29 protein-coding genes, 1 pseudogene, 1 riboswitch and 1 other annotated feature are annotated in these 23,406 nt (G+C 40.2%); all 30 genes and pseudogenes read left to right on the forward strand.

Annotated features, from left to right (window positions below):
• Window positions 1-184 (forward strand): LPXTG cell wall anchor domain-containing protein (locus ACHUFA_RS10045; RefSeq protein ID WP_394405869.1); only part of this gene is annotated, 184 nt, incomplete at its 5' end.
• Between the two features lie 77 nt (window positions 185-261).
• Window positions 262-1,014, forward strand: a complete 753-nt coding sequence (locus ACHUFA_RS10050) for a class I SAM-dependent methyltransferase (protein ID WP_394405871.1) — start codon at window positions 262-264, stop codon at window positions 1,012-1,014.
• Between the two features lie 211 nt (window positions 1,015-1,225).
• Window positions 1,226-1,498: a 30S ribosomal protein S16 gene (gene rpsP, locus ACHUFA_RS10055; RefSeq protein WP_222349512.1), complete on the forward strand. Its 273-nt coding sequence runs from the start codon at window positions 1,226-1,228 to the stop codon at window positions 1,496-1,498.
• A gap of 24 nt (window positions 1,499-1,522) precedes the next feature.
• Entirely contained in the window at window positions 1,523-1,765 is a 243-nt protein-coding gene (locus ACHUFA_RS10060) for a KH domain-containing protein (protein ID WP_222349514.1), read from the forward strand.
• 88 nt (window positions 1,766-1,853) lie between these two features.
• On the forward strand, window positions 1,854-2,372 hold the full coding sequence (gene rimM / locus ACHUFA_RS10065) for a ribosome maturation factor RimM (RefSeq protein ID WP_222349516.1): 519 nt from the start codon (window positions 1,854-1,856) through the stop codon (window positions 2,370-2,372).
• Window positions 2,362-3,084, forward strand: a complete 723-nt coding sequence (gene trmD, locus ACHUFA_RS10070) for a tRNA (guanosine(37)-N1)-methyltransferase TrmD (protein ID WP_222349518.1) — start codon at window positions 2,362-2,364, stop codon at window positions 3,082-3,084. Before rimM ends, trmD begins: the two co-directional genes overlap by 11 nt.
• A gap of 65 nt (window positions 3,085-3,149) precedes the next feature.
• The gene (locus ACHUFA_RS10075; RefSeq protein WP_222349519.1) at window positions 3,150-4,217 is read left to right on the forward strand and encodes an aminotransferase class I/II-fold pyridoxal phosphate-dependent enzyme; all 1,068 of its coding nucleotides are present in this window, start codon (window positions 3,150-3,152) and stop codon (window positions 4,215-4,217) included.
• Between the two features lie 142 nt (window positions 4,218-4,359).
• Complete coding sequence (locus ACHUFA_RS10080; RefSeq protein WP_394405900.1) at window positions 4,360-5,103, forward strand: DeoR/GlpR family DNA-binding transcription regulator; 744 nt, start codon at window positions 4,360-4,362, stop codon at window positions 5,101-5,103.
• On the forward strand, window positions 5,100-6,011 hold the full coding sequence (gene pfkB / locus ACHUFA_RS10085; protein WP_394405874.1) for a 1-phosphofructokinase: 912 nt from the start codon (window positions 5,100-5,102) through the stop codon (window positions 6,009-6,011). The genes ACHUFA_RS10080 and pfkB overlap by 4 nt, the downstream gene beginning before the upstream one ends.
• Window positions 6,008-7,951, forward strand: a complete 1,944-nt coding sequence (locus ACHUFA_RS10090; RefSeq protein ID WP_394405876.1) for a PTS fructose transporter subunit IIABC — start codon at window positions 6,008-6,010, stop codon at window positions 7,949-7,951. Before pfkB ends, ACHUFA_RS10090 begins: the two co-directional genes overlap by 4 nt.
• A 283-nt stretch (window positions 7,952-8,234) precedes the next feature.
• Entirely contained in the window at window positions 8,235-8,423 is a 189-nt protein-coding gene (locus tag ACHUFA_RS10095; protein WP_222349526.1) for a hypothetical protein, read from the forward strand.
• A 141-nt stretch (window positions 8,424-8,564) separates the two neighbouring features.
• A complete protein-coding gene (locus tag ACHUFA_RS10100) occupies window positions 8,565-8,786 on the forward strand; it encodes a hypothetical protein (RefSeq protein ID WP_394405878.1) in 222 nt (73 codons plus the stop codon).
• A gap of 225 nt (window positions 8,787-9,011) precedes the next feature.
• Window positions 9,012-9,386 (forward strand): DUF1149 family protein, encoded by a 375-nt coding sequence (locus ACHUFA_RS10105; protein ID WP_222349531.1) that lies wholly within the window; start codon window positions 9,012-9,014, stop codon window positions 9,384-9,386.
• Window position 9,387: 1 nt separating this feature from the next.
• Window positions 9,388-10,236 carry a DegV family protein gene (locus ACHUFA_RS10110; RefSeq protein ID WP_222349534.1) on the forward strand — a complete coding sequence of 283 codons (849 nt, stop codon included), beginning with the start codon at window positions 9,388-9,390 and terminating at the stop codon, window positions 10,234-10,236.
• Between the two features lie 40 nt (window positions 10,237-10,276).
• Window positions 10,277-11,041 carry a 4-hydroxy-tetrahydrodipicolinate reductase gene (dapB, locus tag ACHUFA_RS10115; RefSeq protein WP_394405880.1) on the forward strand — a complete coding sequence of 255 codons (765 nt, stop codon included), beginning with the start codon at window positions 10,277-10,279 and terminating at the stop codon, window positions 11,039-11,041.
• A complete protein-coding gene (locus tag ACHUFA_RS10120) occupies window positions 11,038-12,246 on the forward strand; it encodes a CCA tRNA nucleotidyltransferase (RefSeq protein WP_394405882.1) in 1,209 nt (402 codons plus the stop codon). The genes dapB and ACHUFA_RS10120 overlap by 4 nt, the downstream gene beginning before the upstream one ends.
• The gene (locus ACHUFA_RS10125) at window positions 12,243-14,111 is read left to right on the forward strand and encodes an ABC-F family ATP-binding cassette domain-containing protein (RefSeq protein WP_394405884.1); all 1,869 of its coding nucleotides are present in this window, start codon (window positions 12,243-12,245) and stop codon (window positions 14,109-14,111) included. Before ACHUFA_RS10120 ends, ACHUFA_RS10125 begins: the two co-directional genes overlap by 4 nt.
• A 6-nt stretch (window positions 14,112-14,117) precedes the next feature.
• Window positions 14,118-14,456, forward strand: coding sequence for a hypothetical protein (locus tag ACHUFA_RS10130; protein ID WP_394405886.1), 339 nt, complete (start codon window positions 14,118-14,120; stop codon window positions 14,454-14,456).
• A 96-nt stretch (window positions 14,457-14,552) separates the two neighbouring features.
• Window positions 14,553-15,512 carry an ROK family glucokinase gene (locus ACHUFA_RS10135; protein ID WP_394405888.1) on the forward strand — a complete coding sequence of 320 codons (960 nt, stop codon included), beginning with the start codon at window positions 14,553-14,555 and terminating at the stop codon, window positions 15,510-15,512.
• 70 nt (window positions 15,513-15,582) lie between these two features.
• Window positions 15,583-16,422 (forward strand): thymidylate synthase, encoded by an 840-nt coding sequence (locus ACHUFA_RS10140; RefSeq protein ID WP_394405890.1) that lies wholly within the window; start codon window positions 15,583-15,585, stop codon window positions 16,420-16,422.
• Window positions 16,423-16,500: 78 nt separating this feature from the next.
• Window positions 16,501-17,013 (forward strand): dihydrofolate reductase, encoded by a 513-nt coding sequence (locus tag ACHUFA_RS10145; protein ID WP_394405892.1) that lies wholly within the window; start codon window positions 16,501-16,503, stop codon window positions 17,011-17,013.
• A 3-nt stretch (window positions 17,014-17,016) separates the two neighbouring features.
• Window positions 17,017-17,187, forward strand: coding sequence for a hypothetical protein (locus ACHUFA_RS10150; protein ID WP_222383475.1), 171 nt, complete (start codon window positions 17,017-17,019; stop codon window positions 17,185-17,187).
• Window positions 17,188-17,206: 19 nt separating this feature from the next.
• Entirely contained in the window at window positions 17,207-18,433 is a 1,227-nt protein-coding gene (clpX, locus tag ACHUFA_RS10155; protein ID WP_222349552.1) for an ATP-dependent Clp protease ATP-binding subunit ClpX, read from the forward strand.
• Between the two features lie 8 nt (window positions 18,434-18,441).
• Window positions 18,442-19,029, forward strand: coding sequence for a ribosome biogenesis GTP-binding protein YihA/YsxC (yihA, locus tag ACHUFA_RS10160; protein WP_222349554.1), 588 nt, complete (start codon window positions 18,442-18,444; stop codon window positions 19,027-19,029).
• 219 nt (window positions 19,030-19,248) lie between these two features.
• A riboswitch (purine riboswitch) is annotated at window positions 19,249-19,344 on the forward strand.
• 92 nt (window positions 19,345-19,436) lie between these two features.
• A complete protein-coding gene (locus tag ACHUFA_RS10165; protein ID WP_394405895.1) occupies window positions 19,437-20,018 on the forward strand; it encodes a xanthine phosphoribosyltransferase in 582 nt (193 codons plus the stop codon).
• A gap of 1 nt (window position 20,019) precedes the next feature.
• The gene (locus ACHUFA_RS10170; protein WP_394405897.1) at window positions 20,020-21,291 is read left to right on the forward strand and encodes a nucleobase:cation symporter-2 family protein; all 1,272 of its coding nucleotides are present in this window, start codon (window positions 20,020-20,022) and stop codon (window positions 21,289-21,291) included.
• 217 nt (window positions 21,292-21,508) lie between these two features.
• Window positions 21,509-21,645 (forward strand) — a sequence feature (ribosomal protein L10 leader region).
• Window positions 21,646-21,672: 27 nt separating this feature from the next.
• Window positions 21,673-22,170, forward strand: coding sequence for a 50S ribosomal protein L10 (gene rplJ, locus ACHUFA_RS10175; protein ID WP_222349561.1), 498 nt, complete (start codon window positions 21,673-21,675; stop codon window positions 22,168-22,170).
• 65 nt (window positions 22,171-22,235) lie between these two features.
• On the forward strand, window positions 22,236-22,601 hold the full coding sequence (gene rplL / locus ACHUFA_RS10180) for a 50S ribosomal protein L7/L12 (protein WP_222349562.1): 366 nt from the start codon (window positions 22,236-22,238) through the stop codon (window positions 22,599-22,601).
• 154 nt (window positions 22,602-22,755) lie between these two features.
• Complete coding sequence (locus tag ACHUFA_RS10185) at window positions 22,756-22,929, forward strand: hypothetical protein (RefSeq protein ID WP_222349563.1); 174 nt, start codon at window positions 22,756-22,758, stop codon at window positions 22,927-22,929.
• Window positions 22,926-23,406: pseudogene (locus tag ACHUFA_RS10190) on the forward strand (replication initiator protein A); the annotation flags it as partial. The gene ACHUFA_RS10185 and the pseudogene ACHUFA_RS10190, both read left to right, overlap by 4 nt.

Raw genomic sequence — 23,406 nt, forward strand, 5'->3', positions numbered from 1 at the left:
ACCAATGAAATCCAATACTGACAAAGTAACTCCAGATGCAGGAACGAAGACTCCAAAAACAGCTGATAAGAAAGTATTGCCTAAGACTGGTGAGAACTCTTCAATGTCAACAGTTTATGGCGTGATTCTAGCGATTCTTTCGATGTTTGGACTTGCTGTAAGCCGTCGTAAAGAAGAAAAATAATTAGATTTATTCTTTCTCGATATAACAAACAGACACTGGGTTTCTAGTGTCTGTTTTTCCTATGTTATAATATAGACATGAAAGCATACATTATAACCACTTCCTTCAATCCTGACAAAAAGCAGGTCACATTTGCGCAGCATTTAGCCGACCAGTATGGCTTTACATATAGAGAACGGCGCAAAGACTCAGTCAAAAAACTGATAGCAGATGGAGAGGGAGCACTTGTCGTTTATAGGGAAAAGCTGATTTTTGTAGCTCACAATGGCCGAGAGTTAATCTTTCATCCTGATACAGCCACGCTTCGGATAAAGGCTCCGCACGATCCTTTTCTGGATTTGTTAGGAAATGCTCCGAAGATAGTTTTGGATTGCACCATGGGTTTGGCTTCAGATAGTTTGGTGATGGCTAGTGCAGGTCACCGTGTGACAGCCCTTGAGTCCCAACTTATTCCCTATTTAGTGGTTTCTCGTGGTCTAGTGACTTATTGTAGTGGAAAAGAGAAGCTTGACAAGGCCATGCGGTCTGTTCAGCCTATTCATGTGGATTATGTTGATTTCCTCAAGAGTCAGCCAGAAAATTCTTTTGATGTTATCTATTTTGATCCCATGTTCTCAGAAAATATCCAAGAATCAGAAAATCTAGCTGGTCTGGAACAGCTGGCCAATCCAGCAAGATTGACAACTGAAATAGTAGAAGAAGCCAAGCGGGTGGCACGTGAGAAAATCATCCTGAAAGCTCATTTTAGAGATTCTGTTTTTGAGGAATTGGGCTTTGAAAGACTGGTAAGACCAAATCAGAAATTTCACTATGGGCAAATAATTTTATGATCTGTCAAGTTTTTTTCTTGACAGCATGAAACTTTATGTTATAATAATTAGGGTAGTACTCTTCCAAAATTAAAATTTTCCATCGTTAACTCACTTTGCCGTACTATAGTACTGTCTGCAGTTCGTTGCCTTGGCAAATTTTAATTTTCATTGAGTATAAATAGCTCTGCTATTACCAGAAAATATATAAAACAGAAAAGAGATTTTAAAAATGGCAGTAAAAATCCGTTTGACTCGTATGGGTTCTAAGAAAAAACCTTTCTACCGTATTAACGTAGCAGATTCACGTGCTCCACGTGATGGGCGTTTCATCGAAACAGTTGGTACTTACAATCCACTTTTGGCTGAAAACAAAGTGACTTTGAAAGAAGAACGCGTTCTTGAATGGTTGGCTAAAGGTGCACAACCTTCAGATACAGTTCGTAGCATCCTTTCAAACGAAGGTGTGTTGAAGAAATTCCACGAAGCTAAATTTTCAAAATAATCAATAGACGAATCGAGTACACTTATGGACATGATTGAAAATCTTATTATTGCAATTGTGAAACCCTTGATTTCACAACCTGACAGTCTTACGATTAAGATCGAAGACACTCCAGAATTTTTGGAATATCATTTGGACTTGGACAAGTCTGATATCGGTCGTGTGATTGGTCGGAAAGGTCGCACAATTTCTGCAATTAGAACGATCGTTTATTCTGTCCCTACAAGTGATAAAAAAGTCCGTCTTGTGATTGACGAAAAAGACTAAAAGGTTGCCTTCGGGCGCCTTTTTTCTTGCTTGTGAAATCTCTCTTATCGTGATAGAATAAAAGTAATGTTTTGAAATTGGAGAAACTATGAATTACTTTAATGTTGGAAAAATCGTCAATACGCAAGGTCTGCAAGGTGAATTACGAGTCATGTCTGTGACGGATTTTACAGAAGAACGCTTTAAAAAGGGGAGCAAGCTGTCTATTTTCAATGACAAGGATCAATTTGTTTTGGAAGTAGAAGTAGCTAGTCACCGCAAACAAAAGAATTTTGATATCGTCAAGTTCAAAGGCCTTTACCATATTAACGATGTGGAAAAATACAAGGGGTGCTCGCTCAAAGTTGCTGAAGAGGACTTATCTGATTTGGATGATGATGAATTCTACTACCACGAAATCATCGGTCTGGATGTTTATGAAAATGATGTTTTGATTGGGCAAATCAAGGAAATCCTACAACCAGGTGCCAACGATGTTTGGGTGGTTAAACGTAAAGGAAAACGGGATCTTCTCTTGCCTTATATTCCACCAGTTATTTTGAATGTAGATATCGATGGGAACCGCGTAGATGTAGAAATTCTGGAAGGCTTAGACGATGAAGATTGATATTCTAACCCTCTTTCCAGAAATGTTTGCCCCGCTTGAGCATTCCATTGTCGGCAAGGCTAAGGAGAAAGGCTTGTTGGACATCAACTACCATAATTTCCGAGAGAACGCGGAGAAAGCTCGACATGTAGACGACGAACCTTACGGTGGTGGACAGGGCATGCTCTTGCGTGCTCAGCCTATTTTTGACACGATTGAAAAGATTCAAGCTAAAAATCCTCGAGTTATCCTACTAGATCCAGCAGGTCGAACCTTTGACCAAGCCTATGCGGAAGAGTTGGCGGAGGAAGAAGAGCTGATTTTCATCTGTGGTCATTATGAAGGCTACGATGAGCGGATTAAGACCTTGGTGACGGATGAGATTTCACTTGGAGACTTTGTCTTGACAGGTGGTGAGTTGGCAGCCATGACCATGGTAGATGCGACAGTTCGCTTGATTCCAGAGGTTATTGGTAAAGAAGCTAGTCATCAGGATGATTCTTTTTCGTCTGGTTTGCTGGAGTATCCGCAGTATACTCGGCCTTATGAATACCGTGGTATGACAGTTCCAGATGTTCTGATGAGTGGGCACCATGAAAATATTCGTTTGTGGCGTTTGGAGCAAAGCTTGCGCAAAACTTTGGAACGTCGTCCAGATTTGTTGGAATCCTACGATTTTTCCGAAGAAGAACTGAAAATTTTCAAGAAAATACAAGATGAGGCACAGTCATAAGGCTGTGTTTTTCTTGTTATTTTAGGAAAATACCTGTATAATAATACAAAAATAAGGAGAAGGCTATGGTTCAGTTTAGAAAAGATTTAGCGCATTTAGAGAATTATAAGATCGAAAAAATGGCAAAATACAACCTCGGAGACAACGAAAATCACCTGATTGACTGGTCTTTTTTACCCGAAAAACTAGGAAAAGAATTAGACCTGACAGACATCATGTGTTATGGGGACAATCAGTATGCTCCTTTGTTGAAAAAATATGCAAAAAATCTGGGGGTTGAAACCAATCAATTGGTTCAGGGGGTAGGGTCTGACCAGCTCATTCACATGATTGTCACGACTTTTTTAAATAAGGAAGACACCCTTCTGACAGTCGGACCGGATTTTTTCATGTATCAGGTTTTCAATGAATTGCACGGTGCCCAGATTGCGACCTTCCCTTTGGATTGGACCCAGGGTTATCCAACTTTAGAAGCGCTAGCCTTGTTGGACTATGCCAAGGGAGTAGAAGCAAAAGTTTTAATCTTGTCTAATCCTAACAATCCTACCTCTGTTGCCTTTGAAAATGGACAGTTGGAGCAGGTTATTGCAGGATTTGATGGTTTGGTGGTCATTGATGAAGCCTATATAGACTTTGCAGATCAGCCATCATTGGTAAATAAGGTAACTGACTATAACAATTTGATTGTGTTGCGAACCATGTCTAAGGCTTTTGGTTTAGCTGGTTTGCGTCTGGGATTTGCCATTACTAACCCAATCTTGGCTAAAGAGTTGGACAAGGTTTTACCGCCTTACAGCATGCCCAATATTGTTGCAAGAACAGGTGAACTTGCTCTATCTTATGGTCAAAATGTTGCTGAAAGTGTTGAGCTGAATAAGGAAATCCGTGATGATTTTATAGCTTTTCTTCTGCAACAACCAGCAATGAAAGTTCTTCCTAGTCAGACTAACTTTGTCACCTTCACAGCACCCTATGCAGAGAAGATTTACCAAGCAGGTCTTGCCAATGATTTCAACTTCAAATATTACCCTCAAGGAAGTTTAGCAAATTATATCCGTATGAGCATGGATGCGCCAGCGATTATGGGTAAGATGAAAAAGATAATTGAAATGGTTAGTGCAGATGAACAGTAAAGGCTTTTTAGCCTTTTTTATTTGAAAAAAATTGTAAATGATTGAAAGTGAATGAAAATGGTGGTTTTTGGAAGAAAATGATTGACATTGATTAAAAAATAAGTATAATGGAATCTGTAAACGATTGCAAGGGGGTGGGCTTATTCTAAAGTCAGAACGAAAGCAAGTCATTCTTGAAAAAGTTCATCAAGAAAAATTTGTCCGTCTAGAGGAATTGACAGTTTTGTTAGATTCGTCTGAATCAACAATCAGACGTGATTTGGATGAACTAGAGTTGGCTGGCAAATTACGACGTGTCCATGGTGGTGCCGAGAGTTTGGCAGGTCTTCGTATGGAAGAGTCTATTCAGCAAAAATCTATCAAAAACGTTCAATCAAAAGAAGCTCTCTCTATCTTTGCCAAAGATTTGATAGAAGATTCGGATGTGATTTTCCTTGATGCGGGGACCACGACTGAGCTGCTGATTCCTTTTTTGGTAGATAAGGACATCACAGTGGTGACCAATTCGATTCATCATGCAGCCAAGTTAGTAGAAAGTCAAATTCCGACCATGATTGTCGGCGGAATGGTAAAAGCATCTACAGATGCTTCAATTGGGGCTGTCGCTGTAGAACAAATTCGGAGATTGAATTTTGATAAAGCATTTTTAGGAATGAATGCAGTTGATGAATGTGACTATACGACGCCGGATATGGAAGAAGCCATTATCAAGCGAACGGTTTTAGAAAATTCTAAGACTCCCTACATTCTACTGGATGCTTCAAAAATTGGTCAGAAGTCCTTTGTAAAAGTAGCTCCTGTTCATCAGGCTAGCTTGATTACAAATGCTACGGATAGTCAATTGTTACAAAAAATAAAGAAGAAAACGAAGGTGATTGAAGTATGATTTACACGGTAACTCTTAACCCATCAATCGACTTTATCGTCCGTCTAGACAGTTTGGCACTGGGTAGTGTCAACCGCATGGATTCTGATGATAAGTACGCTGGTGGTAAGGGGATTAACGTCAGTCGTGTCTTAAAACGTTTGGACATTGGCAACACAGCTACTGGTTTTATTGGTGGTTTTACAGGACGTTTTGTTGAAGAAGGGCTTGTTGAAGAAGGTATCTCAACTAACTTTGTAGCAGTAACGGAAGATACCCGTATCAACGTTAAAATCAAAGCTGGTGAAGAAACTGAAATCAATGGTGCAGGTCCGACAATCATACCAGAACAGTTGGCAGAATTGGAAGCTATTCTTTCAGGCTTGTCAGCAGATGATACGGTCGTTTTTGCAGGTTCAGCCCCAGCTAACCTCGGTAATCAAGTTTATAATACTTTGATTCCTTTGGCTAAAAAAGCTGGCGCGCAAGTAGTTTGCGACTTCGAGGGACAAACCCTTTTAGATAGCCTGGCTTACGAACCACTCTTGGTCAAACCAAATAATCACGAGTTGGCAGATATTTTCGGTGTTGAATTGAATGGTCTTGCTGATATTGAAAAATACGCGCGTGAAATTTTGGCAAAAGGTGCTCAAAACGTTATCATCTCAATGGCTGGTGACGGTGCCCTCTTGGTAACACCAGAAGCTGCTTACTTTGCTAAACCTATTAAAGGGACCGTTAAAAATTCTGTTGGCGCAGGTGACTCAATGGTAGCTGGATTCACAGGTGAATTTGTTAAATCTGGTGACCCAGTAGAAGCCCTCAAATGGGGTGTGGCATGTGGCACAGCTACAACTTTCTCTGATGACTTGGCGACAGCCGATTTTATAAAAGAAACTTACAATAAAGTAGAGGTAGAAAAACTATGAAAATTCAAGACTTGCTTAACAAAAAAGTCATGATGTTGGATTTGAAAGCAACTTCAAAAGAAGCGGCTATCGATGAAATGATTACTAGCCTTGCTAACAACGGTGTGGTGACTGATTTTGAGGCTTTCAAAACTGGTATCATGAATCGTGAAGCACAAATGACAACTGGTCTTGGTGATGGTATCGCTATGCCACACAGCAAAAATGCTGCGGTTAAAGAAGCAACAGTCTTGTTTGCTAAATCAGGTGCTGGTGTTGACTATGAGTCACTTGATGGTCAACCAACAGACCTCTTCTTTATGATTGCTGCGCCAGACGGCGCGAACGACACTCACTTGGCTGCACTTGCTGAATTGTCACAATACTTGTTGAAAGATGGCTTCGCTGCCAAATTGCGTGGTGTTAACTCTCCAGAAGAAGTGATTGCAGTCTTTGATGCGGAAGCAGAGAAGAAAGAAGAAGTTGTTGCTGCACCAGTTGCTGGTCAAGACTTCATCGTTGCTGTAACAGCATGTACAACAGGTATCGCCCACACTTACATGGCTGAAGAAGCCTTGAAGAAAACAGCTGCTGAAATGGGTGTTGGCATCAAGGTTGAAACCAACGGTGCTTCAGGTGTTGGTAATAAATTGACTGCTGAGGACATCGCCAAAGCAAAAGGTGTTATCATCGCAGCCGATAAAGCTGTTGATATGCCTCGTTTCAACGGCAAACCATTGGTTAACCGCCCAGTTGCTGACGGCATCAAGAAAACAGAAGAATTGATTAACATTATCTTGAATGACCAAGCAGACACTTACGTGGCTAAAGAAGGTGCACAAGTTTCAGCATCAGAAGAAAAAATAACGGCAGGTCAAGCCTTCTACAAACACTTGATGTCAGGTGTTTCTCAAATGTTGCCATTCGTTATTGGTGGCGGTATCGCCATTGCCCTTGCCTTCTTGATTGATAACGCCATGGGTGTGCCTCAAAATGCACTTGGAAATCTTGGTTCTTACCATGAATTGGCTTCAATGTTCATGAAGATTGGTCAAGCAGCTTTTGGCTTTATGCTTCCAGTCTTTGCTGGTTACGTGGCTTACTCAATCGCTGAAAAACCAGGATTGGTATCAGGTTTCGTAGCAGGTGCTATTGCGTCAAATGGTCTTGCTTATGGTAAAATTGCTTACGCTGCTGGTGGTGACAAAACTCTTGGTCTTGCAGGCGTTTCATCAGGTTTCCTTGGTGCCCTTGTTGGTGGTTTCCTTGCTGGTTACGTGGTTCTTGCTATTAAGAAATACGTGAAGGTGCCTCGTTCTCTTGAAGGTGCCAAATCCATCCTTATCTTGCCACTTCTTGGTGTAATCGTTACAGGCTTCTTGATGTTTGCGGTTAACATTCCAATGGCAGCTATCAATACAGCTCTTAATGATTTCTTGACTGGTTTGTCAGGTAGCTCAGCTGTCCTTCTTGGTCTCCTTGTTGGTGGTATGATGGCTATCGATATGGGTGGCCCAGTTAACAAAGCGGCTTACGTATTCGGTACAGGTACTTTGGCAGCATCAGTTGCTAACGGTGGTTCAGTCGTTATGGCGGCAGTTATGGCTGGTGGTATGGTTCCACCACTCGCAGTCTTCATTGCAACTCTTCTTTACAAAAACAAATTTTCTCAAGAAGAACGTGATTCAGGTTTGACAAACATCGTTATGGGTCTTTCATTCATCACTGAAGGAGCTATCCCATTCGCAGCGGCTGACCCAGCGCGTGCTATCCCAAGCTTCGTTGCGGGTTCTGCACTTGCAGGTGCCCTTGTTGGTCTTGCTGGTATCAAACTCATGGCGCCACACGGAGGTATCTTCGTTATCGCCCTTACAAGCAACCCAATCCTTTACTTGGTATTTGTTCTTATTGGAGCACTTGTTTCAGGTGTTCTCTACGGAGCCCTTCGTAAAGCTAAATAACTCATGAACCAAGGTAGTCTGGCCTTGGTTTTTTATGTATTCTATCTAATTTGATGTCCTGAAGAATTTATAATAATCTATAATTTGTATACTTGCTCTTTTCCATCACCTCAGTATAATAATTTCAAATCATTATTTATAATGTGTATTCACATATTTATACAGGAAGTGGTGTTTATGATTTAAATGGCAATATGGAAATTTAAACTCGTATGCTGTTATAAAATGGAGGAACATATGAAGAAAAAGAATATTTTAAAAAGTTTGCTAATTTAGTACAGTTTTGCTGTCATTACTAGCAGCAGTACAGGCAAAGGCGGATGATACTGCTTCAGAAGTAGGATATTATACCTATACCAGTGAAGAAAGCTACCGTGCAGCGACTTATTTTATTGACCAAAAACAAGCACTGGTAAATGATGTGCAGTCGCATATTAAATGCCTTCGAAGATGTTGCGGGTCCAATTCGTGAAAAAATTAGCACCATTAACCATTAATCAATACATTGCTAGTTACCAATCAGTGGACAATGAGTTGGTTCACTCTTTAGAAAATAGCTGCATTGATCTCGTAGCCCCAAGCGCGTGTTAGCCCAAAAAAGATAGCCAGTGGCATGGGAAATCGGGTTTCAGCCGCGGAACGGGGCTTACAGAAAATAGAGCCAGTCACATTGGAGCAGGTAACTGCAAAAATAAAGCAGAAAGAACAGTTCTATTTACTGGTTGGTCGAAATGATAACCATGATTTTCAAGTATTTTTAGAGCAATTGGAGGAGGAATACTCTATGCAAGGAAAAACGTTCTATCACTTGTCTACTAAGGGATTGATAGGGTAACTTATAAGAAATTTGCTAAGAAATACAAGATAAAATCAGCAGTGTTTTTAGGCTCTTTTCAGGAGAGAAAACTGACAGACAGCCTATCTGGAGCAGCTATTGGTTTATCTGACGTAGAAATTTTTCTAAGAAAGTGACGTATCTATTGAAAAACCTTGCAAATAGCGAGGTTTTTGGATTATTTTATGTTATAATTAGGTAATATTGTTTTGAAGGAGAAATCTTGTGGAAGTTACACGTCAAAAACCATTAGTGAATCAATACCATTTCGATCTGCGTAATCCAGCTTGGGAAGCAGAAAATGGTGAACCTAAAACCCAGTTGAAGGTTGATTTTCAACTGATTGAAAAAGATACTGAAGAAAATACAACACGCATCATTACTATTTTACAGTTCATGATTGTCTTGGAAGACTTTGTTATTTCAGGTACTATGACGCAAGGCGTTACTATCTTGAATCGTATTGTCAATGAACCAAGTGAGTTTTCAGAAGAAGAGCGTCGTAACCTTGCATTGCCGTTATTGGATATCTTGAAGCGTATGACGTACGAAGTGACAGAAATTGCCTTGGACCAACCAGGGATCAATTTGGAGTTTTAAGATGAAGATTGCAATTATTACGGATTCGTCAGCTGTTTTGAGTTCAGGATTTGCAGAAAGAGAAAATGTTTTTGTCCTTGATATTCCAGTAACCATTGCTGGAGAAAGCTATGTGGAAGGAAAAAATTTAACTGCCCAAGAATTCTATGAAAAAATGGCAGCGACAGATGAGCTTCCTAAAACGAGTCAACCCAGCTTGGCAGTGCTAGAGGAAATGCTTGGCCATTTGCAAAAAGATGGCTACACGCATGTCATCGGGCTTTTCTTGGCAGCAGGTATTTCTGGGTTTTACCAAAATATTCAATTTCTGAAAGATGAATTTGAAGGCTTGACCATTGCTTTTCCAGATACGAAAATCACTTCTGTACCGCAAGGTGCCATGGCTGAAAACGTTCAAAAGTGGGTTGATTCGGGAGCAAGCTTTGAAGAAATTCTCGAAAAGTTAAACCAACAAATCCAAGGAACTTCAGCTTTTATTATGGTAGACGACTTAAATCACTTGGTAAAAGGCGGTCGTCTGTCAAATGGCGCGGCTCTCTTGGGAAATTTGCTCAGTATTAAGCCGATTCTTTACTTTACTGACGAAGGTAAGATTGAAGTTTACGAAAAGGTACGGACTGAGAAAAAAGCAGTGAAACGCTTGCTAGAAATTTTGCAGGAAAAAACTGCTCAGGGAGACTATCAGATTTACATTATTCATGCAAATGCTGAAGCGAAAGCTGAGGAATTTAAGGACATGTTGGAAGAGGCTGGTCTCAGTAACTTACCAATCGCTAGCTTTGGTTCTGTTATTGGAACGCATTTGGGTGAAGGTGCTATAGCCTTTGGCTTCACACCAATTATTCCTTAGACAAGAATTTACTTGAAGTGCAGAAATAGAGGAAAGAGACATGATTAAGGTCATTATTGCAGGATTTAAGGGGAAAATGGGTTCTACAGCCATGGATATGGTCAAAAATGATGCAGATTTGACCTTGGCAGCTCTTGTAGATCCTTTCGCCCAAGAAAAAGTAGTGGACGGTGTGCCTGTCTTTACAGTTAAAGAAGACTTGGCAGGATTGGATGCAGATGTTTGGGTGGATTTTACGACTCCTCAGTTTGTTTATGAAAATACACGCTTTGCCTTGGAAAATGGCTGGGCGCCAGTAGTGGGAACAACCGGCTTCACCCCTGAAGAAATTGATGAATTGATTGACTTGTCAATTCAGAAAAAATTGGGTGGCTTGATTGCACCAAACTTTGCTATTGGCGCTATCTTGCTCATGCAATTTGCAGCACAGGCAGCCAGGTATTTCCCAAATTTGGAGATTATTGAACTGCACCATGATAAGAAAAAAGATGCACCGAGTGGAACAGCGATTAAGACTGCTGAATTGATTTCTAAGGTTCGTGCTGCGCAAACACAAGGTGCAGCAGACGAAGAGGAATTATTGGCTGGAGCTCGCGGTGCAGAATTTGACGGTTTTCGAATTCACTCTGTCCGTTTGCCAGGTCTGGTTGCTCATCAAGAAGTCATCTTTGGAGCACAAGGTGAGGGTTTGACCATTCGTCATGATTCCTATGATCGTGTCTCATTTATGAGCGGTGTTAATCTTGCTATTAAAGAAGTAGTAAAACGCGAGCAACTCGTGTATGGTTTGGAACATTTATTATGAAATTAAACAATTTGCCTTCTGAGTTTCAGGAGGCTTTGCCGATTTTAGAGAAAATTAAGTCTGCTGGTTTTGATGCCTATTTTGTTGGTGGCTCAGTGCGAGATGCTATTTTGGGACGCCCTATTCACGATGTGGACATTGCCACCAGTTCCTATCCGCAGGAGACCAAGCAGATTTTTCGCCGAACAGTGGATGTGGGGATTGAGCACGGGACAGTTTTGGTTTTGGAGGGGGCACATGAGTATGAAGTGACGACTTTTCGGACTGAGGATGTTTATGTGGATTTCCGCCGTCCTAGTCAGGTTTCTTTTGTGCGCTCTCTCGAAGAGGATTTAAAGCGCCGTGATTTTACCGTTAACGCCTTCGCTTTGGACGAAAAAGCGCAAGTGATTGACCTTTTTGACGGTTTGACGGATTTGTCTGGGAAAATCCTGCGGGCTGTAGGAGTGCCAAGTGAGCGATTTGGAGAAGATGCTCTTCGCATTATGCGGGGATTTCGCTTCGCAGCGGTGCTTGATTTTGAAATTGAGCCTGTCACGTTTGCGGCTATGAAAGAAACAGCACCTCTCTTAGAGAAAATCTCTATTGAACGAATTTTTATCGAGTTTGATAAGCTCCTCATGGCATGTTTTTGGCGGAAAGGTTTGCAATTTTTGATTGATTCGCAGGCCTATCAATATTTGCCATGTTTAACAAATCAAGCTGAAAATCTACAAAAATTGACCAGTCATTTATCAGATGATTTCCAATTTTCTTCATCAGAGCAGGCTTGGGCATTCTTATTAATTGCTCTAGAGGTTAAGGATGTGAAAGATTTTTGCCGTAAGTGGAAAACATCAAACGACTTTATGAAGTCTGTTCATCAGCTGGTAGAGGTTTGGAATTTCCGCTTGGAGAAAGAGTACGACAAGCAGACTTGTTACAAGTATGGAAAAGACAAATTGATTTTGGTAGAAGAATTACGTCAGTCGCAGGACTTGGTAGTTGATTTTGAAAGAATTTTAGACTTGGATGCTCACTTGACCATTCATGATAAGCATGAAATTGTGGTAAACGGAGGTCATCTTATCAAGGAATTTGGTATGAAGCCTGGTCCGGATTTAGGACGCATATTGAATGCGATCGAGTTTGCCATTGTTGATGGTCATTTGGAAAATGAGCAAGAAGCTATTTTGGATTTTGTAAAAGAGAAAGGACACCTATGAGCGATTTTATTGTTGAGAAATTGAGCAAGTCAGTTGGCGATAAGACCGTTTTTTCAGATATTTCATTTATTATTCACGACTTGGATCGCATCGGGATTATTGGTGTCAATGGGACGGGAAAAACAACACTGCTGGATGTGATTTCCGGGAAGTTAGGATTTGACGGTGACACCTCGCCTTTCAAGACCAAAAATGATTATAAGATTGCTTATCTAACACAAGAACCTGACTTTGATGATTCCAAGACAGTTTTGGATACTGTTTTATCTTCCGACTTAAGGGAAATTCAAGTTATTCGTGAATACGAGAGTCTGTTAGCCAATTATAGCGAGGACAATCAAGTTAAGTTGGAAAAAGTCATGGCTGAAATGGATGCTCTCAATGCTTGGGAAGTGGAAAGTCAAGTCAAGACTGTTTTATCTAAACTAGGTCTTAACGATGTGACTCAAAAAGTCGCGGATCTATCTGGTGGTCTTCGTCGTCGCGTTCAATTAGCGCAGACCTTGCTTGGAAATGATGATTTATTGCTTTTAGATGAGCCGACCAACCACCTAGATATTGATACTATTGAGTGGTTGCAAACCTATCTAAAATCTTCTAAAAAAACAGTTCTTTTTATTACTCACGATCGTTATTTTTTGGACAATGTGGCGACAAGAATTTTTGAACTGGACCGAGCAGGTTTGGTGGAATACCAAGGAAATTATCAGGACTATGTTCGTCTAAAAGCAGAGCAAGATGAGCGAGACGCGGCTCTTCGCCATAAAAAAGAACAATTATACAAACAAGAATTGACTTGGATGCGCCGTCAACCTCAAGCTCGCGCCACTAAGCAGCAAGCTCGGATCAATCGTTTCCACGATTTGAAGGGGGACTTGGCTAATAAGGTGGACGATAGTGATTTGGAAATTAATTTTGAGACCAGTCGTATCGGGAAAAAAGTCATCGAGTTTGAAAAAGTTGATTTCTCTTTCCCTAACAAACCTATTTTGCAAAATTTTAGCCTTTTGGTGCAAAACAAGGACCGGATTGGGATTGTGGGTGATAATGGTATGGGAAAATCGACCTTGCTCAATCTGATTGCAGGAGAGTTACAACCAAGTGCTGGTAAGCTGGCTATTGGTGAAACCATCCGCCTTGGCTATTTCTCACAGCAAATCAAGGGATTGGATGAAAGCAAGCGCGTCATCAATTATCTGCAGGAAGTGGCAGAAGAAGCTCATACTACATCGGGTATGGTTTCTATTGCAGAACTTCTGGAGCAATTTCTTTTCCCGCGCAACACTCATGGTACCTTGATAGAAAAACTATCTGGCGGTGAGAAAAAACGTCTCTATCTACTAAAAATCTTATTGGAAAGACCCAACGTCTTACTCCTAGATGAGCCGACAAATGATTTGGACATTGCGACCTTGACGGTACTAGAAAATTTCCTTCAAGGATTTGCGGGGCCTGTTATCACCGTTAGCCATGACCGCTATTTCTTGGACAAGGTTGCTAATAAAATCCTTGCCTTTGAAGAGGGTCAAGTTAGAGAATTCTTTGGAAATTATACAGACTACCTGGATGAAAAAGCCTTTTTGGCTTCTAGCGCAGCCATTTCCCAAGAAAAGAAAAAAGAAAAAACAGAGCGTGTACGCGAAGAGAAGAAGCGCATGTCCTATTTTGAAAAGCAAGAGTGGGCGACCATTGAGGATGATATTGCAGGTTTGGAAGAGCGAATTGCAGCTATTGAAGAAGAAATGTTAACCTGCAGCAGTGACTTTACCAAGCTATCTGACTTGCAAAAAGAGCTGGATGAAAAGAATGATCTCTTGCTAGAAAAATATGAACGTTATGAGTATTTGAGCGAGTTGGAGGGCTAATTCATTATGCATACGCTGATGATTGTTTATATGTTCCTCTATATAGCAGTGGTGTTTGGGGCAGCTCTTTATAGTTTTTTCAAAAGCAAGAAAATGAATGCTTTACGACTGGGAATGACTGTCTTGGCGCTTCTTGTGGTGACAGTGAGCCTCTTATCTTATATTCAAGCTTATCAACCGCTGCAAATGCTTGGTTTTGCGCTGGGCTTTACAAGTATTTCCAGCCTCTTTCTCTACAATAGTCTGGTTGGTGAGGGCAATAAATTCACGGTCATGTTTGGTCTCAGTTTGTTACGACTGGTGATTCATTTGCAACTACTTGTTAGCCTTTATATTTTTCGTTAAATAAATTAAAGCTAAATCTTTACAAATTATGAAAAAGGCTTTGCAAACCTTTTCATTGTGATATAATAGAATTAATCATGAAAGTAGGAGATGATTATGTCTAAAAAAATTATTGGTATCGACTTGGGCGGTACATCTATCAAGTTTGCGATTTTGACGCAAGAAGGTGAAATCCAAGAAAAATGGTCTATCAAGACAAATATTTTGGATGAAGGTAGCCATATTGTTCCAGACATTATTGAAAGTATCCAGCATAAATTGTGTACGCATGGTTTGACCAAGGAAGATTTCTTAGGAATTGGTATGGGTTCACCAGGTGTTGTAGATAGTCAAGCAGGTACAGTTATTGGTGCCTATAATTTGGACTGGAAAACACTACAACCAGTAAAAGAGCAAATCGAATCTGCACTTGAAATTCCTTTCTTTATTGATAATGACGCTAACGTTGCTGCACTAGGTGAGCAATGGGTCGGTGCAGGTGAAAACAATCCAAACGTTGTCTTTATGACCCTTGGAACAGGTGTTGGTGGCGGTGTCGTTGCTGACGGTCGTCTTTTACACGGTGTAGCAGGTGCGGCAGGAGAACTCGGTCACATCACAGTTGATTTTGACGCTCCAATCGCATGTACTTGTGGTAAAAAAGGTTGCTTGGAAACCGTAGCTTCTGCAACAGGTATCGTTAACTTGACTCGCCGCTATGCGGAAGAGTATGCAGGTGATGCGCAACTCAAGAAAATGATTGATGACGGCCAAGAAGTGACTGCCAAAGATGTCTTTGATTTGGCGAAAGAAGGCGATGATTTAGCTCTTATTGTCTACAAAAACTTCTCACGTTATTTAGGAATTGCTTGCGCGAACATCGCTAGCGTCCTCAATCCTGCGTACATCGTTATCGGTGGTGGCGTGTCTGCAGCAGGAGAATTTTTGCTCAAAGGCTTGCAAGAAGTCTATGATACAAATACCTTCCCACAAATCCGCACATCTACCAAGTTATCATTGGCTAATCTTGGCAATGATGCAGGTGTCATCGGTGCAGCCTCACTCGTGTTGAAATAATCCACCCCTCCCTAGTTGCTAGGGAGGTTTTTCTAGGACAAAATATGGGGGACCATGATATAATAATTCCATGACTAAAGCAGATAAAATTTTCAAATCCAATATTGAGCGTATTATGGCAGAAGGTGTTTTTTCGGAAAATGCTCGTCCTGTTTATAAAAATGGTCAAGTAGCTAATTCCAAATATGTAACCGGCTCTTTTGCAGAGTACGACTTGTCAAAAGGTGAATTTCCAATCACGACCCTGCGTCCAATTCCTATTAAATCTGCTATTAAGGAGATTTTTTGGATTTACCAAGACCAGACAAATGACCTGTCCATCTTAAATGATAAATATGGTGTGAAATACTGGAATGATTGGGAAGTAGGAGATACAGGAACGATTGGTCAACGCTACGGCGCAATTGTCAAAAAGCATGACATTATGAATAAAATTCTTAAGCAATTAGAAGCAAATCCATGGAATCGCCGGAATGTTATCTCCCTGTGGGATTATGAGGCTTTTGAGGAAACAGAAGGTCTCTTGCCCTGTGCATTTCAGACTATGTTTGATGTGCGGCGTGTAGAGGGAGATATTTATTTGGATGCAACTTTGACGCAACGTTCCAATGATATGTTGGTAGCCCACCACATCAATGCCATGCAATATGTCGCTTTGCAGATGATGATTGCCAAGCATTTTGGATGGAAGGTCGGAAAATTCTTCTATTTTATTAATAATCTGCACATTTATGACAATCAATTTGAACAGGCAGAAGAACTCTTACGTCGAGAAGCAACGGATTGCCAACCACGTTTGGTCTTAAATGTTCCAGATGGTACGAATTTCTTTGATATTAAGCCAGAAGATTTTGAATTAATTGATTATGAACCTGTCAAACCACAGCTCAAGTTTGACCTAGCTATCTAAAATAACAGCACTTGCGAGGTTGGCAAGTGCGTTTTTAGTCAATTTTTGATAGAATGGAAAGACAGAAAGAGAGAGAACATGACAAAGAAGATTTCAGCTGTTTGGGCACAGGATAGTAATGGCGTGATTGGGAAAAATCAAACTATACCATGGCGTCTACCAGCAGATTTACAGCATTTTAAAGAGACGACTATGGGGCATGCCATGGTCATGGGACGTGTAACATTTGATGGAATTGGAGGACGTGTTCTTCCAAATCGTATTTCCATTATCTTGACACGAGATAAAGACTATTCTGTAGCAAATAATCAGGTTTTAGTGATGCATTCTGTTCAGGAAATTTTGGACTGGTATGTAGGGCAGGAAAAGAATCTTTATGTGATTGGTGGTGCGCAAGTTTTTAGAGCCTTTGAACCTTATCTAGATGAGGTTGTCTTGACAGAGATTCATGACCAGTATGAAGGGGACACCTATTTTCCAAGTGAGTTTGACTGGTCTATTTTCGAGCAAGTTGATGAGAATTTTCATGCCAAAGATGAGAAGAATGCCAGTGATTTTACTGTGAAAATTTTTGCCAGGAAAGTGAACTAGTCTATGGAAAAGAGTTTATTTGGACTATTTACAGCCTTTTTATGTGGCATTTGCGTACTCTGTTCGCTTCAGGCTTTTCAGAAAAAGCGCTACGGTTTAGCAATTATCTTTTTGCTGAATGCAGCGACCAATTTGGTCAACAGTATTCATGCCTTTTACGGCGTATTATTTTAAGATTATTTAGGGGATTATAATGGCGGGACACAACCAACCAGAATTTATTTACTGCTCGTTTTGCGGTAAAAATCAAGAAGAAGTGAAGAAAATTATTGCAGGAAACAATGTATTTATCTGCAATGAATGCGTCGAATTGGCACAGGAAATTATTCGAGAAGAGTTGGCAGAGGAAGTGTTAACAGACCTTGCTGATACACCAAAACCACAAGAATTGCTCAACATTCTCAACCATTATGTGATTGGTCAAGACCGCGCAAAGCGTGCCTTAGCGGTAGCGGTTTACAACCACTACAAGCGAATTAATTTCCAAGATAGTCGTGATGAGAGTGATGTGGATTTGCAGAAATCAAATATCCTCATGATTGGTCCAACAGGGTCAGGGAAAACTTTCTTGGCGCAAACCTTAGCGAAGTCTCTCAATGTACCATTTGCCATTGCAGATGCGACATCATTGACAGAAGCAGGTTATGTGGGTGAAGATGTTGAAAATATCTTACTCAAACTCATTCAGGCTGCAGATTACAATATCGAGCGCGCTGAACGCGGTATTATCTATGTCGATGAGATTGATAAGATCGCCAAGAAGAGTGAAAATGTTTCTGTAACACGTGATGTTTCTGGAGAAGGCGTACAACAAGCGCTCTTGAAAATTATTGAAGGAACAGTTGCAAGTGTTCCTCCACAAGGAGGACGCAAGCATCCTAACCAAGAAATGATTCAGATTGATACCAAAAATATTCTTTTTATCGTGGGTGGTGCCTTTGACGGAATTGAAGAAATTGTCAAGCAACGCCTAGGTGAGAAGATAATTGGTTTCGGACAAAACAGCCGTAAAATCGATGATGATGCTTCTTATATGCAAGAAATCATCTCAGAAGATATTCAAAAATTTGGTCTTATTCCAGAGTTTATTGGGCGTTTACCAGTTGTAGCTGCTTTGGAGCAATTAACAGCGGATGATTTGGTTCGTATTTTGATAGAACCACGTAATGCCTTGGTGAAACAGTATCAAACACTCATGTCTTATGATGATGTCGAGTTGACTTTTGACGATGATGCCTTGCAAGAAATTGCCAATAAGGCTATTGAACGCAAAACAGGTGCGCGTGGACTTCGTTCTATTATCGAGGAAACCATGTTGGACGTGATGTTTGAAGTGCCAAGTCAAGAGGATATCAAGCGTGTGACCATTACCAAAGCGGCTGTTGATGGTTTGGAAAAACCACTATTAGAGACAGCTTAGGAGGAAGCATGGAAATCAATACAAATAATGCTGAAATCATGCTCAGTGCGGTTTCAAAAGCCCAGTACCCACAGGATGATATGCCAGAAATTGCACTTGCTGGTCGTTCAAATGTAGGGAAATCTTCTTTTATCAATACTCTTCTTGGGCGCAAAAATCTAGCTCGAACTTCAAGCAAACCTGGTAAAACGCAACAACTTAATTTCTATAATATTGATGATAAATTGCGTTTTGTGGATGTTCCCGGCTACGGTTATGCCAAGGTATCTAAGACTGAACGTGCCAAATGGGGCAAGATGATTGAAGAATACCTGACGAGTCGTGATAATTTACGAGCGGTCGTTAGTCTTGTTGATATGCGTCATGATCCATCTGCGGATGATATTCAGATGTATGAATTTCTTAAATATTATGAAATTCCTGTTATTATCGTAGCGACTAAGGCAGATAAAATTCCACGTGGAAAGTGGAACAAACATGAATCTGCTATTAAGAAAAAATTGGATTTCGACAAGTCTGATAAGTTTGTGGTCTTCTCATCAGAGACACGCCACGGTTTTGACCAAGCTTGGGAAGCTATCCTTGATGAAATTTAAGTTAGAACTTGGGGCAATGTCTCAAGTTCTTTAACTTTTATAGAGATAACAATTTTTTGCTATAAGCTTTTTGTTCGCCTTTTTAAAACTGAAAAGTGTAAATCACGAATAAAAAAGAATTGACAACCCATCAAAGTTAAGTTTTTTTGTTAAAAATGTAAAAAATCAATTCAAAACTCTTGAAAAATAACTGAAAAATGGTACAATGATTAAGCATTAAAAATATATAGAAGAAATACTTATTTATGTCGAGAATTGGCTCGTCGTTTCTACAAGACACCGGAATGTCTAACAATAAGTAAGCGAAGGCTTGCTTGGGTTTCCCATGTAAAATGTTTTTTGCATTTTACGGCAAGTCTTTTCTCTTTTTCTAATTTTAAGAAACCATTCATATCAAAGGAGTTATGATGAAATTATTAGAGGATCGTATCCTAAAAGACGGCAATGTCTTAGGAGAAGGAATTTTAAAAGTCGACAGTTTCTTAACCCATCAAGTGGACTTTGAGCTCATGCAAGAAATTGGGAAAGTATTTGCTGAAAATTACAAAGATGCCGGGATTACAAAGGTAGTAACGATTGAAGCATCTGGGATTGCTCCAGCTGTTTATGCAGCGCAAGCTCTTAATGTTCCAATGATTTTTGCTAAAAAGCATAAAAATATTACCATGACAGAAGGTATTTTGACGGCAGAAGTGTATTCTTTCACGAAACAAGTAACTAGCACCGTTTCTATCGCAGATAAATTCTTGAATGAAGACGACGTCGTCTTGATTGTAGATGACTTCTTAGCAAATGGTCAGGCAGCTAAAGGGCTCTTGGAAATTATTCAACAAGCAGGAGCTAGAGTTGCTGGTGTAGGTATTGTCATTGAAAAATCATTCCAAACTGGACGTGCACTTTTAGAAGAAGCAGGAGTACCAGTTACATCACTTGCACGCATTAAAGAATTTAAAGAAAATACAGTAGTATTCACGGAGGCAGACGCTTAATATGTCACAACAACAAGAACATTCACATTCGGAATCAGCTATTTTAGGTTTGCAACACCTTTTGTCAATGTATGCTGGTTCTATCTTGGTACCAATCATGATTGCAGGTGCCCTTGGTTATTCAGCTAAAGAGTTGACTTACCTAATCTCAACAGATATTTTCATGTGTGGGGTTGCAACCTTCTTACAATTGCAACTTCGCAAACAGTTTGGTATCGGTCTTCCAGTCGTACTTGGCTGTGCCTTCCAATCTGTTGCGCCACTTTCAATCATTGGTGCCAATCAAGGTTCAGGTACGATGTTTGGTGCCTTGATTGCTTCGGGTATCTACGTGATTGTGGTTGCGGAAGTTTTCTCAAAAATTGCAGAGCTTTTCCCACCAATCGTTACTGGTTCTGTTATTACCACCATCGGTTTGACGCTTATTCCGGTTGCGATGGGAAATATGGGAAATAATACAGAATCTCCAACTGTACAAAGTGTTATCCTCGCTTTAACAACTGTTTTGATTATTTTATTGGTTCAAAAATTTGCGACTGGTTTCATTAAATCAATTTCTATTCTGATTGGTTTGATTGCAGGTACTGTCTTGGCTGGTTTCATGGGCTTAGTTGATACAGCGGTAGTAGCAGGCGCTCCTTGGGTACATATCCCAACACCATTCTACTTTGGAGCTCCTGAGTTTGAAATCACTTCAATTGTGATGATGTGCATCATTGGGACTGTTTCAATGGTTGAGTCCACAGGTGTTTATTTGGCGCTCTCTGATATCACTAACGATAAACTGAACTCAACTCGTCTTCGTAACGGTTACCGTTCAGAAGGTATTGCCGTTCTCCTTGGTGGTATTTTCAACACTTTCCCATATACAGGATTCTCACAAAACGTTGGTTTGGTACAGTTGTCAGGTATCAAAACTCGTCGTCCAATCTATTACACAGCTGCCTTCTTGGTTGTGATCGGTCTCTTGCCAAAATTTGGTGCTCTTGCTCAAATGATTCCAAGCCCAGTTCTTGGAGGTGCTATGCTTGTTCTCTTTGGTATGGTAGCTCTTCAAGGGATGCAAATGCTCAACAATGTTGATTTTACAGACAATGAGCACAACTTCATCATCGCTGCAGTGTCTATCTCAGCAGGGGTTGGTTTCAACGGAACAAATCTTTTTGCAAGTTTCCCATCAACTGTTCAAATGTTCTTGACAAACGGTATTGTTATTGCAACGGTTTGTGCCATTGTTTTGAATCTTGTTTTGAATGGTAAACAAAAAGCCTAATATATGAACGTGTGTCCACTGGACATGCGTTTTTTTATCTAGAATGCCGTTTCAAGTTCGGTATTTATTTCTATCGAAGGGCTGAAAGCAGTTTTTATTAGAAAAGGATCTTCATTTGTTCTGCGAGGGTGGGAAGAATAAAGCTCGCTAAATGACACTTTTTAAAATTTTTAGGTAAAAATGCTTGCGCTGGTGTAGGAAATATGATATGATAATTAAGGTTTTGAATAACCGACCTAAGACAGTAGGGGAGCTGGACTCATAAATATCCTACCGAGGCACAAAACGTAACTTAAAAATTGTAACGTATTGTACTTTCGTGTCTAGGTTTAGGTGCGATTTTTTTGTACCTATCCCAAAATAAAAACGGAGGTAAACTAAATGTCAGAAGCTATTATTGCTAAAAAAGCCGAATTAGTAGACGCTGTTGCTGAGCAAATGAAAGCAGCTACATCTATCGTTGTAGTTGACGCGCGTGGTTTGACTGTTGAACAAGATACAGTTCTTCGTCGTAACTTGCGTGGTGAAGAAATTGAGTACAAAGTTATCAAAAACTCAATCTTGCGCCGTGCTGCTGAAAAAGCTGGTCTTGAAGGGCTTGCAGAATTGTTCGTAGGACCATCTGCAGTTGCATTCTCACAAGACGCAGTTGCTCCAGCTAAAATCATCTACGATTTTGCGAAAACTGCTGAAGCTCTTGAAATCAAGGGTGGTGCTGTTGAAGGTAAAGTTTCTTCAAAAGAAGAAATCGAAGCACTTGCAACATTGCCAAACCGCGAAGGTATGCTTTCTATGCTCCTTTCTGTACTTCAAGCGCCAGTTCGCAACGTTGCATACGCTGTCAAAGCTGTTGCAGAAAAAGAAGAAGACGCAGCTTAATGCGTCCACTCGCAGCCTAAGGTTGCAAAGAATTATTATTTAAAAACAATTTGGAGGAAATCACAATGGCATTGAACATTGAAAACATTATTGCTGAAATTAAAGAAGCTACAATCCTTGAACTTAACGACCTCGTTAAAGCTATCGAAGAAGAATTTGGTGTAACTGCTGCTGCTCCTGTAGCTGTTGCTGCAGCTGGTGGTGCTGCTGAAGAAGCTAAAGATTCATTCGACGTTGAATTGACATCTGCTGGCGACAAAAAAGTTGGCGTTATCAAAGTTGTACGTGAAATCACAGGCGAAGGCCTTAAAGAAGCTAAAGCTCTTGTTGACGGTGCACCATCTGTTCTTAAAGAAGGTGTTTCTGCAGCAGAAGCTGAAGAAATCAAAGCTAAATTGGAAGAAGCTGGTGCTTCAGTTACTCTTAAATAAGAGTCACATCATAATTAGATTGCGGAATCCCTATTTACCAGTCTTTGAGAGCGATAAGCGATTGATAGAAACTGATAAATTGATTTTGTTTTAATAAATTTTCGGGGGTAGACATTAAATTGTCTACCCCTTTTTTTGCGTTTTGGAGGTAATTATGCAAAAGGAGGAACAATCATCACGTCAAATCGTGATGTGTCATCTCGTGATTATCTTAGGAGTTGATATTGAGAAAGCAACTCAACTGGTAAATGAAATGGAACAAACAGGTTTAATCCGATTTGATGAATTTGGAAATGTTGGAATTTTAGTCTTGGAGGGACAATCATGAAACGAATTACCGCTAATCAGTATCAGACATCAGAGCGTTATTATAAACTCCCTAAAATTTTGTTTGAGAGTGAACGTTATAAGGATATGAAGCTGGAGGTTAAGGTAGCCTACGGGGTTTTAAAAGATCGATTGGAGTTGTTTTTGAGTAAAGGTTGGATTGATGAAGATGGGGCTATTTATTTGATTTATTCCAATTCAAATCTGATGGCACTTTTAGGCTGTTCAAAGTCAAAATTAATCTCTATCAAGAAAACCTTACGTGACTATGGCTTAATTGATGAAGTCCAACAGTCCTCTAGTGAAAAAGGTCGAATGGCAAATAAAATTTACTTGGGGGAATTAGAACATGAAATTACCCCAGTCTTACATACTGACGGGGCTAGTGTTAAAAAAACACTAGGGGGGCTCAAAGAAAGACGGGGCCGGTTTTATATTCAGCCCCTAGTGAGACTGAAGGAACTGAGACTAAATATAG

It is taken from the genome of Streptococcus hepaticus, from assembly GCF_043656315.1.
Lineage (GTDB): Bacteria > Bacillota > Bacilli > Lactobacillales > Streptococcaceae > Streptococcus > Streptococcus hepaticus.

What these genes read in the sequence shown, in the direction of transcription:
- ACHUFA_RS10050 (WP_394405871.1), top strand. Translation starts at nt 262, where the DNA reads ATGAAAGCATACATTATAACCACTTCCTTCAATCCTGACAAAAAGCAG.
- rpsP (WP_222349512.1), top strand. Translation starts at nt 1,226, where the DNA reads ATGGCAGTAAAAATCCGTTTGACTCGTATGGGTTCTAAGAAAAAACCT.
- ACHUFA_RS10060 (WP_222349514.1), top strand. Translation starts at nt 1,523, where the DNA reads ATGGACATGATTGAAAATCTTATTATTGCAATTGTGAAACCCTTGATT.
- rimM (WP_222349516.1), top strand. Translation starts at nt 1,854, where the DNA reads ATGAATTACTTTAATGTTGGAAAAATCGTCAATACGCAAGGTCTGCAA.
- trmD (WP_222349518.1), top strand. Translation starts at nt 2,362, where the DNA reads ATGAAGATTGATATTCTAACCCTCTTTCCAGAAATGTTTGCCCCGCTT.
- ACHUFA_RS10075 (WP_222349519.1), top strand. Translation starts at nt 3,150, where the DNA reads ATGGTTCAGTTTAGAAAAGATTTAGCGCATTTAGAGAATTATAAGATC.
- pfkB (WP_394405874.1), top strand. Translation starts at nt 5,100, where the DNA reads ATGATTTACACGGTAACTCTTAACCCATCAATCGACTTTATCGTCCGT.
- ACHUFA_RS10090 (WP_394405876.1), top strand. Translation starts at nt 6,008, where the DNA reads ATGAAAATTCAAGACTTGCTTAACAAAAAAGTCATGATGTTGGATTTG.
- ACHUFA_RS10100 (WP_394405878.1), top strand. Translation starts at nt 8,565, where the DNA reads ATGGGAAATCGGGTTTCAGCCGCGGAACGGGGCTTACAGAAAATAGAG.
- ACHUFA_RS10110 (WP_222349534.1), top strand. Translation starts at nt 9,388, where the DNA reads ATGAAGATTGCAATTATTACGGATTCGTCAGCTGTTTTGAGTTCAGGA.
- dapB (WP_394405880.1), top strand. Translation starts at nt 10,277, where the DNA reads ATGATTAAGGTCATTATTGCAGGATTTAAGGGGAAAATGGGTTCTACA.
- ACHUFA_RS10120 (WP_394405882.1), top strand. Translation starts at nt 11,038, where the DNA reads ATGAAATTAAACAATTTGCCTTCTGAGTTTCAGGAGGCTTTGCCGATT.
- ACHUFA_RS10125 (WP_394405884.1), top strand. Translation starts at nt 12,243, where the DNA reads ATGAGCGATTTTATTGTTGAGAAATTGAGCAAGTCAGTTGGCGATAAG.
- ACHUFA_RS10130 (WP_394405886.1), top strand. Translation starts at nt 14,118, where the DNA reads ATGCATACGCTGATGATTGTTTATATGTTCCTCTATATAGCAGTGGTG.
- ACHUFA_RS10135 (WP_394405888.1), top strand. Translation starts at nt 14,553, where the DNA reads ATGTCTAAAAAAATTATTGGTATCGACTTGGGCGGTACATCTATCAAG.
- ACHUFA_RS10140 (WP_394405890.1), top strand. Translation starts at nt 15,583, where the DNA reads ATGACTAAAGCAGATAAAATTTTCAAATCCAATATTGAGCGTATTATG.
- ACHUFA_RS10145 (WP_394405892.1), top strand. Translation starts at nt 16,501, where the DNA reads ATGACAAAGAAGATTTCAGCTGTTTGGGCACAGGATAGTAATGGCGTG.
- ACHUFA_RS10150 (WP_222383475.1), top strand. Translation starts at nt 17,017, where the DNA reads ATGGAAAAGAGTTTATTTGGACTATTTACAGCCTTTTTATGTGGCATT.
- clpX (WP_222349552.1), top strand. Translation starts at nt 17,207, where the DNA reads ATGGCGGGACACAACCAACCAGAATTTATTTACTGCTCGTTTTGCGGT.
- yihA (WP_222349554.1), top strand. Translation starts at nt 18,442, where the DNA reads ATGGAAATCAATACAAATAATGCTGAAATCATGCTCAGTGCGGTTTCA.
- ACHUFA_RS10165 (WP_394405895.1), top strand. Translation starts at nt 19,437, where the DNA reads ATGAAATTATTAGAGGATCGTATCCTAAAAGACGGCAATGTCTTAGGA.
- ACHUFA_RS10170 (WP_394405897.1), top strand. Translation starts at nt 20,020, where the DNA reads ATGTCACAACAACAAGAACATTCACATTCGGAATCAGCTATTTTAGGT.
- rplJ (WP_222349561.1), top strand. Translation starts at nt 21,673, where the DNA reads ATGTCAGAAGCTATTATTGCTAAAAAAGCCGAATTAGTAGACGCTGTT.
- rplL (WP_222349562.1), top strand. Translation starts at nt 22,236, where the DNA reads ATGGCATTGAACATTGAAAACATTATTGCTGAAATTAAAGAAGCTACA.
- ACHUFA_RS10185 (WP_222349563.1), top strand. Translation starts at nt 22,756, where the DNA reads ATGCAAAAGGAGGAACAATCATCACGTCAAATCGTGATGTGTCATCTC.